The organism is Xanthomonas albilineans, assembly GCF_002939705.1.
In the GTDB taxonomy this organism is placed as follows: Bacteria; Pseudomonadota; Gammaproteobacteria; order Xanthomonadales; family Xanthomonadaceae; genus Xanthomonas_A; species Xanthomonas_A albilineans.
The window spans coordinates 151150-166949 of sequence record NZ_MDCB01000004.1 but is presented as its reverse complement, the minus strand read 5'-3'; the positions used below and the strand labels follow the sequence as shown (position 1 = coordinate 166949).

Genomic DNA, 15800 nt, shown 5'->3' with positions numbered 1-15800 from the left:
GCATTGAAGGTGCGCTCATGCCGGCGTCAACGTTTGTCAATGCTCGCGTCGGATCGCTGTTCAGCGCGATGCACCGACAGCCTCACGTCGGCACGCCGCCGCTGGCCCCGGTGCGGTTGCGCAGGCCCAGTGACGGGGTGGGATCGTCTGGCGCCGCAGCGCAACGCTGCATCGCGCGCGTCTGCGGCGATGGCGAGGGGACTTGCGTTTGCGCGTCGCATGCTAAAGATAGAGACGGGCGTAGCGTCGTCGATCGGCTCGGCTGACGCCTTGCAGCGCCCCATACCATTCCCGGGAGCTGCACCATGCCCCAGTTGCTGCAGGATCCGTCCGACCCCACGCATGCGGTGACCACCGCGCTGGAGGCGTTCGTTGTGCGCCACCGTCGCCTGTTCGTACTCACTGGCGCCGGCTGCAGCACCGATTCTGGCATTCCCGATTACCGCGACGTCGCCGGGGAGTGGAAGCGCACGCCACCGGTCACCTATCAGGCGTTCATGGGCGAGCTGGCGACGCGGCAGCGCTATTGGGCGCGTAGCCTGATCGGCTGGCCGCGCTTCGGCTATGCCCAGCCCAACGCGACGCACGCCGCATTGGCGCACCTGGAGGCGCGCGGGCAGGTCGCGCTGCTGCTGACTCAGAACGTGGATGGCTTGCACCAGGCCGCCGGCAGCCGCGCGGTCATCGACCTGCACGGCCGTCTTGATGTGGTGCGTTGCATGCAGTGCGAGCGGCGCATGCCGCGCGAAACGTTCCAGCAGCAGTTGCTGCAGCACAATCCGCATTGGGCGACGCTGCAGGCCGGGCAGGCGCCCGATGGCGATGCCGATCTGGATGGCGTGGACTTCGCCGCGTTCGTGGTGCCGGCGTGTCCGCACTGCGGCGGCATGCTCAAGCCGGACGTGGTGTTCTTTGGCGAAAATGTCCCGCGCGAGCGGGTGACCAGCGCATTCGCGCACCTACAGCAGGCCGACGCCATGTTGGTGGTGGGTTCGTCGTTGATGGTCTATTCCGGCTTCCGCTTCGTGCAGGCTGCGGCCAAGGCGGGCGTACCGATTGCCGCGATCAATCTGGGCCGTACCCGCGCTGACGATCTGCTGGATCTGAAGGTGAACCAGCCGTGCGCGCAGGCGCTGGCGTTCCTGTATCCGGCTGCTGGCTTGGCGTAGCCCGATGTGTTGCGAATCCAAGCACGAACTGATCCATCGGCAGTGGTTGATCGGTCGCCGTTGTAGGCGTGCAATAGCTGTTTGCCCGGATCGTGCGGGCGCCTTTTGCGGAATGCCATCGTGAGCCTGTTGTTTTCGCCCCTCGCACTGGGGCCGTTGTCGCTGTCCAATCGCATCGTGATCGCGCCGATGTGCCAGTACGCCGCCGATGCCGGCCGTGCCAATGACTGGCATCTTCAACATCTGGGGCAACTGGCGCAGTCCGGTGCCGGATTGCTGATCCTGGAGGCCACGGCGGTGGAGCCGTGCGGGCGCATCACGCCGGCCGATCTGGGGCTGTGGGACGACGCCACCGAGGCGGCGTTACGCGAGGTGTTGACGTCCGTGCGGCGTTGGTCGCCGATGCCGCTGGGGATCCAGCTCGCTCATGCCGGGCGTAAGGCCTCCACGCACAGGCCCTGGGACGGCGGCGCTGCGATCGCGCCGACCGAGCCGAATGGCTGGCAGACCGTGGCGCCATCGCCGCAGCCCTTCGCTGCCGATGACGCGCCGCCGCAGGCGCTGGACCTGGCGGCTATCGAGGCGATCGTCGCCGCGTTCGTTGCTGCGGCGCGGCGCGCCGAGCGACTCGGTTTCGCGCTGATCGAATTGCATGCTGCGCATGGCTACCTGCTGCACCAGTTCCTCTCGCCACTGAGTAATCTGCGCGAAGACACCTACGGCGGCAGTTTGGACAACCGCATGCGCCTATTGCTGCGCGTGCATGCAGCGGTGCGTGCGGCGGTATCGTCCACGATTGCGGTGGGCGTGCGCATCTCGGCCACCGATTGGGTCGAAGGCGGCTGGGACGTCGCTCAAAGCGTGGTACTGGCGCAGGCGTTGCAGGCGCAGGGCTGCGATTATTTGCATGTGTCCAGTGGCGGACTGGACCGTCGCCAGCGGATTCCGGTCGCGCCCGGCTACCAAGTGCCGTTGGCCGAGACGTTGCATCGCGCTGTGGACATGCCGGTGATCGCGGTGGGTCTGATTACCGAACCGCAGCAGGCCGAAGCCATCCTGGCCGAAGGCCGCGCCGATGCGATCGCGTTGGCCCGCGGCATTCTCTACGACCCGCGCTGGCCCTGGCATGCCGCTGCGGCGCTGGGCGCCACCTTGCGTCCGGCACCGCAGTACATGCGTTGCGCGCCTTATGCGGCGCGCAGCCTGTTCGATGCATGATGCGCTTGGGCTGGGCCATGCCAGTCGTGGTCAGCCTCTGGATTCCTTCAAGGAGCATGCAATGAATATTGGGTTTCTCGGCCTGGGAACGATGGGTCAGCCGATTGCGCACAATCTGTTGCGCGCCGGGCATCCGTTGACCGTCTGGAACCGCAGTGCGGGCGCGGCGCAGCCGTTGGTCGAGGCTGGCGCGCAACTGGTCGCGCGACCGGCCGAAGCCGTGTGCCGGCCGGTGTTGTTCTCGATGTTGGCCGACGATGCGGCGGTGCGCGAGACGCTGCTCGAACGCGGCGCACTGGATGCACTGACCGCCGGCAGCGTCCACGTCAACATGGCCACGATTTCGGTTGCGCTGGCGCGCGAACTTAGCGCGCTGCATGCCGAGCGCGGTGTCGCGTACCTGGCGGTGCCGGTGCTGGGGCGTCCTGAGGTCGCCGCGGCCGGCCAGCTCAATTTACTCGCTGCCGGCGATGCCGACGCGCTGGCGCGGGTGCAGCCGCTGCTGGACGTGGTTGGACGCAAGACATGGTACTTCGGTGCGGCGCCGGAGCAGGCCAACGTGGTCAAGCTGGCCGCCAACCTGTGTCTGGCCAGCGCGATCGGCACCATGGCCGAAGCGGCGGCGCTGGTGCGCGGGCATGGCGTGGAGGCGGCCGAATTCCTGGGCATGTTGAGCGGCAGCGTGTTCGCCGCGCCGGCTTACCAGATCTATGGCGACATGATTGCGCAGCAGCGTTACAGTCCGGCCGGCTTCAAGGCCACGCTGGGGTTGAAGGACGTGCGTTTGGCCTTGAGTGCGGGCGAGACTGGACATGTGCCGATGCCGTTGGCCGCGGTATTGCGCGATCAGTTCATCGAGGCGATCGCGCATGGCGATGGCGACTTGGATTGGTCGGCGTTGGCCAAAGTGGCTGCGCGTCGTGCTGGGCAGGCGTAAAGACCGATTTTCAGTATGTCTTGGCGACGTAGAACACATCATGTTCGCGTCGAGTGGCAAGCACGGTGGTTGGCGCTGATCGAGCCCGAACGCAGCGAGGCATGGTGCGCCGCTATGTCGAACAGCCGCATCCTGCTTAATGGTCAGCGCCCGGTGGTGGTGTGCCGGGCGCTGGACCGGGGAATCGGAATGCGCCAGCGTGGCGCACTCCGATTCCGCCCGACGGTCAGCGTGCCGCGCTGGCGTTCATCGTCGCGTTGCGGCTGGCATCCAGTGACTGTGCTGGATAGTTCATGCCGGTGGTATGGCATTCGCCGGTGGTGTGGCCCATGTTGACGCCACCGGGCAACTGTCCGTTGACTTTTTCGACGACGCCGTCATTCGGATCGCTCAGTACCATTTCCGTGCTCTTGTCGCAGTAGCTGTCGTACCACCGCTTCTTGGTGAACGAGGTTGTGTAGTAGTTCACTTTCGCACGTGCCGAATTGGGAATGCCGGCCAGCCATGCCTTGGCGCCATCGTATGTCATGTCCCTGTTGGAACCGCAACCCTGGCCGAAGTACTTGCCTCCTGCGGCCAGGATGCCGGCCAGATTCGTGCCCTGGTAAGGCGTGCCCACAGATTGCATCAGCAGGCCGTCGCTGGCGTTGTCCAGGCCGCTCCAGTAATAGGCGTACAGATGCAGCGCGGCCATGCCGCCCTGGCTATGCGCGATGGTGCCGAAGGAATGCCATTGGCTACCGAACTGCCCAAGGAGCTGCGCGAATTGGTCGTTGCTGCGATTCTGGTTGATGTCCAAAAACAGCGCCGCATTAGTGAACTGCTCCAGCGGCCATACCTTGCCGTCCGAGCAGTAGCCGTGTACCAGCACCAACTTCTGCCCGGTTCCCTGCGGTTCCGTACTGGCAACTGTGCGCAGGGTCGCCGGGCGTTCGCCCATGCGCATGCTCTCGTCGATCGCACCACCGCGGGCGATGCTGTCGCTGCGCAATGCCGGCAGTGTCAGCGCCAGCGTGTCATGCGTGGCCAGAGGCACGAAATTGTCCGGATCCTCGACACGCAGATTGCGCAGGGTGAATGGCCCGCGCGCGTCGGCACGCACGATCCAGCGTTCGTCCACGCTCAATGGCAAGCGTCCGTCCTGCGGTGCGATCATGCCACCGAGCCAGGCGACCGGCACCGCCTTGCCGTTGCGGCCGGTGCCCCACAGTTCGCCGAGCACGCGATAGTGCGTCGGCGTTTGAGCGCCTCCGATCCGCACCGGAATCGGCAGGGTTAGCCGTGTGCCGGGCTGTGCGCTGGCGACCACCGCATCGGTTGCGATGCGCAGGGTCGTGTCCAGCACCGGCAGTACATGCTCGCTGGTGCGGACGAAGGCCTGGCCGCTGGCGTCGTGGCCGTGTACCACCACCTGCGCGATGTAAGTGCCGCTTGCCGTCGCCGGGAAATCACCGGCATACACGCCGTCGCTGGCGGCACCATCGCCATGGCGGCCGTCGTCGGCCATCGGCCACTGACTGACCGTGCCATCGGGCGCGATCACCCGCAGTTGCGCGTTGTCGATGCGTCCTGCGCTGGTGCTGTTGCCGAGCGCGATGGCGCCTTGTGCGTCGATGCCGCTGAGCAAAGCCGTTATGCCGATGCGCTGACCGCGCTGCAGTTGCCGGCGGTCGCTCGGATACGAGGCCAGTTGGGTGCGTGCGTCGCCTTCCAGCAGCACGTAGCCGCGTTGCGCGGTGTTGCTGTCCGCTTGCAGGGTCAAAGTCCAGTCGCCATTGGCTGCGCTGTCCACGTGGTAATCGCGCGTTTGCACAGTGGCGTTGCCAGTGCCCAGGCGACTCGTCTGCGCGCTGGGAGTCAGCACGGCGTTGGTCGCGTTGGTCGCCGTTGGCGCGATCAGGCGGGGCTGCCAATCGTGTCCGTCGGAGAGGACGAGAAAATGTAATTGGCCGTTCTCCACCGGCAGCGTGGCATGCCACTGCGCGGGGCTGCCGCTATGCGCAGGGGAGAATTCCACTGGCAGTAGCGCGCTTCTGGATAGGATTGCGGTTTCTGCCGGCGCTGGCGCGCGCATCTGCGCGAACTCTTCCGGCGGGCCGGCCAATTGTTTCGGGACCAGTTCGGCCGCCTGCAGCGCGGTGGCGGGAATGATGAGACACAGGATGCAAGCAGCGGATAGTTTTGGACGTTTTACTAGCATGATGTTCTCTCCAGGTGAGGGGGAGAATCACATGTGGATGCAGGAAATACGGCATGTCGCCACCGTCGGCACGGCTCCGGGCACGCTATATGCTCATCGCTCCGTGATTCGGCCTCGTTATAACAGGCCGATTGTGATGGGCAAAAGATGTAGCGTCGTCATCGTTCTGTGTGCAGACAGGGCTGTTCGATGATGCCCGGCGCAGTGCTGCGCCGGGCATCGTCACCTCACGCTGCCTGGGCGTGTTGCGTGCGCAATTGCTGCGCCGCCTCCACCATCGCCTTGAGCGCACTGCGCGTCTCCGGCCAGCCGCGGGTCTTTAGGCCGCAGTCGGGGTTGACCCAGATGTGCTGCGGGTCCAATACCGCGCGGGCTTTGTCCAGCAGTTCCACCATTTCCCGGGTGCTGGGGACGCGCGGGGAATGGATGTCGTAGACGCCCGGGCCAATCGCATTCGGATAGCTGTAGCGCACGAACGCATCGAGCAACTCCATGCGCGAGCGCGAGGTCTCGATCGAGATCACATCGGCATCCAACGCTGCCACCGATTCGATGATGTCGTTGAATTCGGAGTAGCACATGTGGGTGTGGATCTGAGTCGTATCGCGCACGCCGGCCGCGCTGATGCGGAAGCACTGCACTGCCCAGTCCAGATACGCCTGCCAGTCCGCACTGCGTAGCGGCAGGCCCTCGCGGAACGCGGGTTCGTCGATCTGAATCACGCCGATGCCGGCGGCTTCCAGGTCGCGAACCTCATCGCTTAACGCCAGTGCGATCTGCCGGCAGGTTTGTGCGCGTTCCTGGTCGTCGCGCACGAACGACCACTGCAGCATCGTCACCGGGCCGGTCAGCATGCCCTTCATCGGCCGATCGGTCAGTGACTGCGCATACTGCGACCAGCGCACCGTCATTGGCGCAGGACGTTGCACGTCGCCGTAGATGACCGGTGGTTTCACGCAGCGCGAACCGTAGCTCTGTACCCAGCCATATTGGGTGAAGGCGAAGCCGTCGAGTTGTTCGCCGAAGTATTCGACCATGTCGTTGCGCTCGAACTCGCCATGCACCAGCACGTCTAAACCGAGTTGTTCCTGGATACGGACGCAACGCTCGGTTTCCGCGGCGATGAAAGCATCGTACTCGGCATCGCTGAGCTTGCCCGCCTTGTGCTGCGCACGCGCCTGGCGCACCTGCTCGGTCTGTGGGAACGAGCCGATGGTGGTGGTCGGATAGGCCGGAAGTTGCAGTGCAGCCTGCTGCGCCTGCTTGCGTTTTGGATACGGCGTTTGACGGTGTCCGGCATCCTCGTTCAGCGCGGCCAGGCGCTGTGCCACGTCGGGGCGGTGTACGCGCGTGGAGGCGCGCCGCGCTGCCAGGGCATCGCGCGCGGCGGCGAGCGCCGTCTGTGCCTGCGGCAGGTCGTCCAGCGCATCGGCCAGCGTGCGCAGTTCCTGCAGTTTTTGTTTGGCGAACGCCATCCAGGTGAACAGATCCGGATCCAGGCGGGTTTCTTGCTGCAGATCCACAGGGACATGCAGCAGCGAGCACGATGGTGCCAGCCACAGTCGTTCGCGCCCGAGATGGCCGGCGGCATAGCGTGCCAGGGTCAGCGCGTTGTCCAGCGGCGTGCGCCACACATTACGGCCGTTGACCAATCCGGCGGACAGGATGCGGTCAGCCGGCAGCGCCTTCAGCACGGCATCCAACTGCGCCACGCCGCGCACCAGATCCACATGGATGCCGTCCACCGGCAGCCCTATTGCCAACTCGAGGTTGTCGCCAAGCTCGCCGAAATAGGTCGTCAACAGCAGCTTTGGTCGCGGCTTCCCCGCCAGGAACGCATAAGCACGGCGGTAGGCATCGTGTGTAGCCTCGTCCAGGTCCAGCACCAGGGCGGGCTCGTCGATCTGCACCCATTCCGCGCCGGCCGCTTGCAGCTTCTGCAGCAGTTCGGCATAGACCGGCAGCAGGCTATCCAACAGCGCCCAGCGGTCGCTACCGTCCACTGTCTTGGACAGCGCCAGGAACGTCACCGGCCCGATCAGCACCGGCCGGGTGAGGATGCCCTGTGCCTTGGCTTCCAGGAAGTCGCCCAGCGGCTTGTCGCCGCGCAGACGGAAATGCTGATTGCGCGCCAGCTCCGGTACCAGATAGTGGTAGTTGGTGTCGAACCACTTGGTCATTTCCAGCGCGTGCAGATCCAGGCCGTTTTCCTGTGTGCCGCGCGCCATTGCGAAGTAGCCGGCCAGCGGGTCGGCGTCTGCGAGCGCGCGATAGCGCTGCGGGATCGCATCGAACAAGAATGCGGTGTCCAGCATCGTGTCGTACAGGCTGAAGTCGTTGCTGGGTGGTACGTCCACTCCGACATCGCGTTGCAGTTGCCAGTGACGCTGGCGCAGTTCGCGCGCGGTGTCCTGCAGTTGCGCGCTGTCGGTTTCGCGGCGCCAGTAGCGTTCCAGCGCGCGTTTGAGCTCGCGCCGCGCACCGATGCGCGGGAAGCCGAGATTGGTCACGATCGTCATGTTGCGTTTCCTCATTGCATTCATTGGCATTGAGGAACGAAGGAACCGCGCGTCGCGCGTCCGCTTACACGAAACGCTCGCCACACCAGCGACCTTCGCCCCCGCGGGCGAACCGGTACCATGCGGGAAGGAGGAAGACGCGGCGCGGCGCGGGGCCACGTCACGGTTCCAGCCGCCTCCCCGCGGAGGTGCCAGGTCGAATCGGAGGACGCATTGTCCTCCGGCCGGGGCCGGTATTCGGGCTGATGGACGTGCGCACCGTACCGGCTGCGCGCCTACTGTCCGTCGCTTCCCAGGCCGGCATGCGCCGGCCCAGTGCCATTGACGGAGGTCGTTTCCATTCACCGCTGCGGGGCAGCTCCGGAATGGGCGGGCGCTTGCGGCGCCCGCTTTCACCGGATTCCCGTTTAAATCCATCCCTTCATCCGAATGAAGCGATGGATACCTTCGGCGAGCGCACCATAGGCCGAATTTGGCCGGCGGTCAAGCGCCATCGCCGTGGTGCCTGCCGTGGTGGTGAGCGTCGGTCCGGCAACGCACGCACCGACCGACCCGCTCGTGCGCCATTGCGCCGCGGTTGCCGGCAGCATGCGTTTGTTCAAGTTTGAAGAATTGGTTGAGAGTTGGCGGAGGAAAAACACCCCGGGTCAAACGCGATGTCTCTGCAATCGGGCAGTCTGTTGCACTGTTATGCGCATGGAATGGCAGTGAAAAGGCCTGAGACGATAGGTCGATTGGCACAGGGCGGCCTGCATTGCATCGGATATGTTGGCAGTGCTGCGATGGGCGCACGCACGCACGGATGGGTGCTGTCTTGGTCGGCAACTTACATGACTTGTCACGTCGGGTGGGTGCGTCTTTCCAACACAGGTAACCTTTCATGCTCAATGCGCTTTTTCTCCGTTCCGGCGTGTGTGTGTCTCTTCTCGTTGCGGCCATCACCGCAGGTGCCACGACGGCTGATCCGGCCGCGGACAAGTCGGCGACGGTGCCATTCGTGTACCGCAAACTCGGTGGCGCCACGCGCCCGGTTATCAACGTGCAGTTGAACGGGCATCCTTACCAGATGATGGTGCATTCGAATGCGTCGTTTTACATGCAGTTGGTCCATCGCGTCGCTAAAGAGGTAGGAGTCGGGGATCTGCAACATCGGGGGACTTACGGAATTCAGGAGCCGGGCAAGCTCAGTCCGCTCGGACTCGACGGCGGTAGATTGAACCTGCTCACGATGGGCAAGGCCAACGCTGTGAACGTGCCGGTGTCTGTTTTCGAGACGCCAGAGCCTAAAAACGGCGTGGGAATGCTGGGGATCAAATGGATCGCCGCAAATCGCGTGGTGCTGGATTATCCCGGCAAGCGTGTGTTGGTGAGTCCCGAGGCCATGCAGACGTCGACCCTGCGTGCAAGCTTGCTGACCAAGGGATATGTGGCCGTGCCCATGCAGTTCGACAAGGAGCAAGAGCGTTATACCGTCAGAGCGGCGCTTGGCTCGGTGGAGCGGTCGATGACCGTCAGCACGGTCGGGGAAGTCGACATCGACCCGGAATTCGCGAGTCAGGCCGGTGTGGAAAAGTCCGAGGAGAGCAAGCTAATGTCGGGCCCCAAGGGGGCGCAAAATTACGCTTATCTGACCAAGCATCCGGTTGTTGTGCGGATTGGGGACTGGTCGTCCAAGCCCACGCAGGATGCATGGATCGAGGATCAGTATGCGTATATGAGCCAGCCTCGCCCAACTGGGGAGGCGCTGGGCGGGATGCTGGGAGCGGATTTCCTAGTAAACGCGGGGGCGGTCATCGATTTTGGAAACAAGACGCTCTACCTGCGCAATTAGCCGTGGGAGCGGCGAAAGCCGCAGTCGATCCGGCTGCGGCAATCTCCGGCGGGAATGCGCGCTCACCCCGCCGGCGTTCATGGCGAAGGTGTAAGCTATTGATCCCAAAGTCAATGATTCAGCGTTGCGGCGTGCCGCCGACAACACCGCCCCGCCGTGCCGATCACGCTCCCGTCCCCAACCCTTGACCTGCCCGCGCGCTACGCCGCATCGCTGCGCCTGTCGGTTGCCCCGATGATGGATTGGACCGACCGCCACTGTCGGGTATTCCACCGGCTGCTGGCGCCGTCGGCGCGGCTGTACACCGAGATGGTGCATGCCAATGCGGTGGTGCTGGGCGATCGCGCACGGCTGCTGGATTACGATGCCGCCGAACACCCGCTGGCGTTGCAGTTGGGTGGCAGCGATCCTGCGTTGCTGGCGCAGGCCGCGCGGATCGGTCAGGACTGGGGCTACGACGAGATCAATTTGAATTGCGGCTGCCCGTCCGACCGGGTCCAGGCCGGGCGCTTCGGCGCCTGCCTGATGCGTGAGCCGGGCTTGGTGGCCGAGTGCGTGGCGGCAATGGCGGCGGCGGTGGACGTGCCGGTGACGGTGAAGTGTCGGCTGGGGGTGGATCAGGACAACGACGAGGCTGCATTCCTGGCGTTTGTCGATCACGTGGCGGCGGCGGGATGCCGCCATTTCGTCGTACATGCGCGCAACGCCTGGCTGCAGGGCCTGTCGCCCAAGGAAAACCGCGAAGTGCCGCCGTTGCGCTACGACTGGGTCTATCGGCTCAAGCGCGAACGTCCGCAATTGCATGTAGTGCTGAACGGCGGTCTGGCCGACGTGGAAACGGCGCAGGCGCAGTTCGCGGCGGTCGATGGGGTCATGCTGGGGCGGGCGGCCTATCACGACCCTTACGTGTTGCATCGGCTGGACGCCGCCCTGACCGGCGCGGCGCTACGACCACGCGCGGAATTGCTCCGTGCACTGCGGCCCTACGTGGAGGCGCGTTTGGCCGAGGGGCTGGCGCTCAAGTACATCGCTCGGCACCTGCTCGGGCTGTTCCATGGCCAGCCTGGTGGCCGTGCCTTCCGCCAGGTACTCAGTGAGGGCGCACATCGGTCTGGTGCGGACTGGGCGCTGCTGGAGCAGGCGCTGCCGGTCACCGAAGGCGTGCGTTGCGTGGCGGCCTGATCGTAGGCGCTAAACCCACCGTTTGTTCGGGGCCTGGTGGGCTGATGGTGTATTCACGGGCTGTCGTGGCTGTGTTCCGCACGCCACTGGCACGCGCGACCTGTGCGCTCTTTCCCCCTCTATTCCGTTGCTGCGTTCAGGTTGCTGCGTTCTCCGGCGATCCCGTGCTCTGTGCCCGCAAACCCCTGCACAGAGGGGCACTGGCGGCGTGACGGTGCTCTTCAGTTGTGACGACGGGAATTCATTTCACTGAACCAGTTGGAGGTGTGATGGGAAAGTTCAGACCGGATTCACCCCGAAAAATCAAGAATTTGCCTCAGATTTGACGACACCATCGCTTTCCTGAAAGGTGCCAGATTTCACAAATTTTGAACGTCCCCGATCAGTCCGTTAGGATGCCCGTCGTGATCTTCTCCGTTCTACGCCATTGCCGTTTCGCCGCCGTGATTGCGCTTGCGCTCGCGTCGGCTGCTGCTGGTCACGACCGGGGGCCGCAGCAGTCCACTCCAGGGGCGGTCATTCCCTCGGAGCCGGATCCGGCGCGGGGTCGCGAATCGGCAGGCAGTTCGTTGTCCGATGCGGTGCGTCGGGTGCAACGGTCCACTGGCGGACAGATACAGATCCTGGGGGCGGAGCGTGTGCCGTTCGATGGCCACGACATCAACCGGGTCAAGTACATGGATGGACGAGGACGTGTGCGCTATATGGACGACCCGCAGCCCGCTCGCGCGCCGCCGCAGGCAACCAGACCCAGCGAGCCGGACCAACCACCACACGACGATCACCCGTGAGTGTGGATAGTCTGTTCAGCCTGTTTACACCCCGTTCCGGCCATCGGCCATCTGTCAGTCACTAGGGAGAGTTCATGCGTATCCTTCTGGTCGAAGACGAAGCTCCGTTGCGAGAGACCCTGGCCGCTCGCCTGAAGCGCGAAGGCTTTGCGGTGGATGCTGCGCAGGATGGCGAGGAAGGCCTGTACATGGGCCGCGAGGTGCCCTTTGATGTGGGCATCATCGACCTCGGTTTGCCGAAGATGTCGGGCATGGAGCTGATCAAGGCCTTGCGCGACGAAGGCAAGAAGTTCCCGGTGTTGATCCTCACCGCGCGTTCCAGCTGGCAGGACAAGGTCGAAGGGCTCAAGCAGGGCGCGGACGATTATCTGGTCAAGCCGTTCCACGTCGAAGAGTTGCTGGCGCGGGTCAACGCGCTGCTACGCCGTGCCGCCGGCTGGAGCAAGCCGACCCTGGAATGCGGCCCGGTCGCGCTGGATCTGGCGGCGCAAACGGTCAGCGTCAGCGGCAGCAATGTCGACCTGACCAGCTACGAGTACAAGGTACTCGAGTACTTGATGATGCACGCCGGCGAACTGGTCTCCAAGGCCGATTTGACCGAGCACATCTACCAGCAGGATTTCGATCGCGACTCCAACGTGTTGGAGGTGTTCATCGGGCGCTTGCGCAAGAAGCTGGATCCGGACGGCGAACTGAAGCCGATCGAGACCGTGCGCGGTCGCGGTTATCGGTTCGCGATTCCGCGCACCGAAGGCTGATTGCAGCCGCCTGCGAGCAAGCCAGGGAAGCGACCGCGTGGCGCCACGATCCAGTTGGTACAAGCGCTGGCGCCCACGTTCGTTGCAGGCGCGCCAGCTGCTCGCCGCCAGCCTCAGTCTGGTGGCGTTCCTGGCGGCTGCGGGCTACGCGCTGGATCAGGCCTTTGCCGACACTGCATTGAGCAACCTGCGCGAGCGCCTGAAAAACTACGCCACCGCCTACGCCAACAACATCGACGTGGCCCGCGACGGGTCGCTGTACATCAATAACGACAAGCCGCCGCCCGATCCGCACTTTGATCGCCCCGGTAGCGGACTGTATGCGCAGATCGTAATGCCCAACGAGCGCTGGATTTCGATGTCCAGCGAAGGCCCGCTGCCGCCGCGTGGTGGCATGCTCGAACCGCGCCAGGAAACCTTCGACGGCCCCTGGCAGATGACCCAGATCGATGGCAGCGTAGGCGAGGTGTATCGCTACGGTATCGGCCTGGCTTACGTGCGTCGCGACAAGGAAACGCCGGTCACCATCTACATTATGGAGGACACGCGCGCGCTGGGTGCGCAGTTGCGTGTGTTCCGCGGTCGGGTGTGGTTCAACCTCGGTGGTGCCGGCTTGATCCTGCTTGTGTTGCAAGCCTTTATCTTGCAGTGGAGCTTGCGGCCGCTGCGGCGGGTGATCAACGAACTGACCAAAGTGCAGCGCGGTGAGGCAGTACGCATGGGCGATCGCCACCCGCGCGAACTGGAGCCGCTGACCGACAGCATCAATGCCTTCATCGAGAGCGAGCGCGAGAATCTGGATCGCCAGCGCAACACCCTGGCCGATCTGGCACATAGCCTGAAGACCCCGCTGGCGGTGCTGCGCACACAACTCGACAGTGGTACGCAAGGTGAGGAACTACGCGAGGAACTGGATGCGCAACTGCGGCGGATGAATAACCTGGTTTCCTATCAGCTCGCCCGTGCCGCTTCCAGCGGCCACAAACTGTTCTCCGCGCCATTGCCGATCGAGCCCAGTGCCGAGGAAATCGTGCGTGGGCTGGAAAAGGTCTACGCCGCCAAGGGCGTGCTGTGCGAGTTCGACATCGAGCCGAGCGCACGGTTCCATGGCGAACCTGGCGACTTGCAGGAATTGCTTGGCAATCTGCTGGAGAACGCGTTCAAGTGGGCGCGCCGACGGGTGCTATTGACTGTGCGCCCGGCGCCAGCCGCCGGCAGCCGCCGTGCCGGTCTGGTGATTGCGGTGGAGGACGATGGTCCCGGTATCGCTCCGGAAGAAGTGGTACATATCCTGCAGCGCGGTGTGCGTGGCGATGAACGCGTGCATGGCCACGGCATTGGTCTGGCGATCGTCCAGGATCTGGTCAAGGGTTACCGTGGCGAGCTGCAGGTGAGTCGCTCCGAGGAATTGGGCGGCGCCAGTTTTCTGGCGACCCTGCCGCCTGGTTTGTAGCCGCGCAGACCTTGGGTCCTGTCTAGGTGAATCCCGTGGAAATGAATGCGAAATTTCCGACAGCGACTTAACCCAGCAACCTTGCAGGCGCGGATACTGCGCCGACTTTCAACCCGTTTTCCCGACTAGGAGCATCCACATGCCCGAGTTTCGGCATCGTCCTGTCGCATCGCGCTTGCGCGTGCATGGTCGACGTGTATTGCGTAAGACCCAGCGATTGGTGCTATCGCTGCTGCTGGTGCTGTTTACGGTGGGTGCCATCGCGGCCAGCCAAAAGTTACTTGAGCGCGATGATGCGCGTTGGCTGCAATCGATGACCAACGGCCTGGACGGCCCCAGCGTGGCACAGTTCCAGCGCGATGGACGCAAGCGCTTCCTGCGCGCGCAATTACAGGCGCCCGATGGCGATGCGACGTTGCCTGAGCCGGTGCGCGCGGAACTGGACGGCTACGAGGCATTGCACACGCCGGTGCAGGAGTTGCTTCGGCAGCAGGCCGCCGCCCAGGAGGCGATTAAGGCGATGCCCGACGGCGATGCCAAGGTCGCGGCGAAGAAAGCGACTCAGCATCACGCCGATTTGCTACTGATGCAGACACGGCAGGCGCAAGTGCTGCGCGCGGTGTATGCGACTGACCAATTGCGCGAACAGATGGTGTGGTTCTGGCTCAACCATTTCAGTGTGTTCGCCAACAAGGGCCGGTTGCGCTGGACGGTGGCCGACTATGCCGACAACGCAATCCGTCCGCATGCGTTGGGCAAGTTCTCCGATCTGCTGCTGGCAACGTTACAGAGCCCAGCGATGCTGGAATATCTGGATAACGCCCAGAACGCCAAAGGCCGGGTCAACGAGAACTATGCCCGCGAGTTGATGGAGTTGCATACGCTGGGCGTGAACGGTGGCTACACCCAGCATGACGTGCAGCAACTGGCGCTGATCCTCACCGGCGTCGGCATCGTTCCCCCCGACCGTGCTGCACCGCCGAAGCTGCCGCCGCCGCTACAGTCGCAGTACCTGCGCCGCGGTGCATTCGAATTCAATCCGGCGCGACACCAGCCAGGCGATAAAACGCTGCTCGGTCAACGCATCGCCGGTGGTGGTTTCGATGAGGTCGAACATGCGGTGCAACTGATTGTGCGTCAGCCTGCGTGCGCGCAGTTCGTGTCGCGACGCTTGGCCGAATCTTTCGTCGCCGACGATCCGCCGCCGGCGCTGGTACAGAAAATGGCGCGGACCTTCCAACATCGCGATGGCGATATCGCAGCGGTGCTGCAGGTCATGTTCACCGCGCCAGAGATGACAGCCGGATCGCCACACAAATTCAAGGATCCATATCGCTTCCTGGTGTCCGCGCTGCGCCTGGCCTACGACGGGCAGATCATCGTCAATCCGCAGCCGTTGCTGGGATGGTTGAATCAGATGGGCGAGCCGAGTTTCGGACGCGTTACTCCCGATGGCTGGCCATTGCAGTCCAGTGCATGGAACAGTTCGGGGCAGCTGGCGCAGCGCTTCGAGATCGCACGCGCGATCGGTAACGGCAACACCCAGTTGTTCACTCGCGATGGACAGCAGGGGGGTGGCTTTCCGCAACTGAGTTCGCCGCTGTACTACCAGGCGATCGAGCCGCAATTGAGCACTGCCACGCGCCAGGCATTGGCACAGGCGCGTTCCCCGCAGGAATGGAATGAGTACCTGCTGGCTTCACCCGATTTCAATTACCGTTGATTTGCGACTAACGTTGTCC

The 15800-nt window shown here is 64.1% G+C and carries 11 protein-coding genes and 1 riboswitch; of the genes, 9 read left to right on the top strand and 2 right to left on the bottom strand.

What is annotated here, in order from left to right; translation table 11 throughout:
• Positions 1-305: 305 nt before the first annotated feature.
• The 3 genes from XalbCFBP2523_RS05440 to XalbCFBP2523_RS05430 all read left to right on the top strand — a co-directional run bounded on the left by XalbCFBP2523_RS05440 (position 306) and on the right by XalbCFBP2523_RS05430 (position 3324).
• Positions 306-1169: an NAD-dependent protein deacetylase gene (locus XalbCFBP2523_RS05440; RefSeq protein WP_045765103.1), complete on the top strand. Its 864-nt coding sequence runs from the start codon at positions 306-308 to the stop codon at positions 1167-1169.
• Between the two features lie 120 nt (positions 1170-1289).
• Positions 1290-2387: an NADH:flavin oxidoreductase/NADH oxidase gene (locus XalbCFBP2523_RS05435; protein ID WP_045766588.1), complete on the top strand. Its 1098-nt coding sequence runs from the start codon at positions 1290-1292 to the stop codon at positions 2385-2387.
• 61 nt (positions 2388-2448) lie between these two features.
• Positions 2449-3324, top strand: a complete 876-nt coding sequence (locus XalbCFBP2523_RS05430; RefSeq protein WP_045766589.1) for an NAD(P)-dependent oxidoreductase — start codon at positions 2449-2451, stop codon at positions 3322-3324.
• 226 nt (positions 3325-3550) lie between these two features.
• Here XalbCFBP2523_RS05430 and XalbCFBP2523_RS05425 read toward each other — a convergent pair whose 3' ends face one another.
• Together XalbCFBP2523_RS05425 and metE are read right to left on the bottom strand one after the other, a co-directional pair.
• Complete coding sequence (locus XalbCFBP2523_RS05425; RefSeq protein ID WP_045765104.1) at positions 3551-5524, bottom strand: choice-of-anchor X domain-containing protein; 1974 nt, start codon at positions 5522-5524, stop codon at positions 3551-3553.
• Positions 5525-5751: 227 nt separating this feature from the next.
• Positions 5752-8043, bottom strand: coding sequence for a 5-methyltetrahydropteroyltriglutamate--homocysteine S-methyltransferase (gene metE / locus XalbCFBP2523_RS05420; RefSeq protein WP_045765105.1), 2292 nt, complete (start codon positions 8041-8043; stop codon positions 5752-5754).
• Between the two features lie 211 nt (positions 8044-8254).
• A riboswitch (cobalamin riboswitch) is annotated at positions 8255-8508 on the bottom strand.
• 415 nt (positions 8509-8923) lie between these two features.
• Here metE and XalbCFBP2523_RS05415 point away from each other — a divergent pair.
• The 6 genes from XalbCFBP2523_RS05415 to XalbCFBP2523_RS05390 all read left to right on the top strand — a co-directional run bounded on the left by XalbCFBP2523_RS05415 (position 8924) and on the right by XalbCFBP2523_RS05390 (position 15781).
• Positions 8924-9874: a hypothetical protein gene (locus tag XalbCFBP2523_RS05415; RefSeq protein WP_045765107.1), complete on the top strand. Its 951-nt coding sequence runs from the start codon at positions 8924-8926 to the stop codon at positions 9872-9874.
• 162 nt (positions 9875-10036) lie between these two features.
• Positions 10037-11056 carry a tRNA dihydrouridine(20/20a) synthase DusA gene (gene dusA, locus XalbCFBP2523_RS05410; RefSeq protein ID WP_045766590.1) on the top strand — a complete coding sequence of 340 codons (1020 nt, stop codon included), beginning with the start codon at positions 10037-10039 and terminating at the stop codon, positions 11054-11056.
• 407 nt (positions 11057-11463) lie between these two features.
• Positions 11464-11847, top strand: coding sequence for a hypothetical protein (locus XalbCFBP2523_RS05405; protein WP_407070998.1), 384 nt, complete (start codon positions 11464-11466; stop codon positions 11845-11847).
• 74 nt (positions 11848-11921) lie between these two features.
• Positions 11922-12605: a response regulator transcription factor gene (locus tag XalbCFBP2523_RS05400; RefSeq protein ID WP_003469280.1), complete on the top strand. Its 684-nt coding sequence runs from the start codon at positions 11922-11924 to the stop codon at positions 12603-12605.
• An 82-nt stretch (positions 12606-12687) separates the two neighbouring features.
• Positions 12688-14058: an ATP-binding protein gene (locus XalbCFBP2523_RS05395; RefSeq protein ID WP_196296891.1), complete on the top strand. Its 1371-nt coding sequence runs from the start codon at positions 12688-12690 to the stop codon at positions 14056-14058.
• 139 nt (positions 14059-14197) lie between these two features.
• Positions 14198-15781, top strand: a complete 1584-nt coding sequence (locus XalbCFBP2523_RS05390) for a DUF1800 domain-containing protein (RefSeq protein ID WP_045765110.1) — start codon at positions 14198-14200, stop codon at positions 15779-15781.
• The last annotated feature ends 19 nt before the right edge of the window (positions 15782-15800 follow it).

Excerpts from the sequence above, each read along its gene's own strand:
- XalbCFBP2523_RS05440 (WP_045765103.1), top strand. The coding sequence starts at position 306 with ATGCCCCAGTTGCTGCAGGATCCGTCCGACCCCACGCATGCGGTGACC.
- XalbCFBP2523_RS05430 (WP_045766589.1), top strand. The coding sequence starts at position 2,449 with ATGAATATTGGGTTTCTCGGCCTGGGAACGATGGGTCAGCCGATTGCG.
- XalbCFBP2523_RS05425 (WP_045765104.1), bottom strand. The coding sequence starts at position 5,524 with ATGCTAGTAAAACGTCCAAAACTATCCGCTGCTTGCATCCTGTGTCTC.
- metE (WP_045765105.1), bottom strand. The coding sequence starts at position 8,043 with ATGACGATCGTGACCAATCTCGGCTTCCCGCGCATCGGTGCGCGGCGC.
- XalbCFBP2523_RS05415 (WP_045765107.1), top strand. The coding sequence starts at position 8,924 with ATGCTCAATGCGCTTTTTCTCCGTTCCGGCGTGTGTGTGTCTCTTCTC.
- XalbCFBP2523_RS05400 (WP_003469280.1), top strand. The coding sequence starts at position 11,922 with ATGCGTATCCTTCTGGTCGAAGACGAAGCTCCGTTGCGAGAGACCCTG.
- XalbCFBP2523_RS05390 (WP_045765110.1), top strand. The coding sequence starts at position 14,198 with ATGCCCGAGTTTCGGCATCGTCCTGTCGCATCGCGCTTGCGCGTGCAT.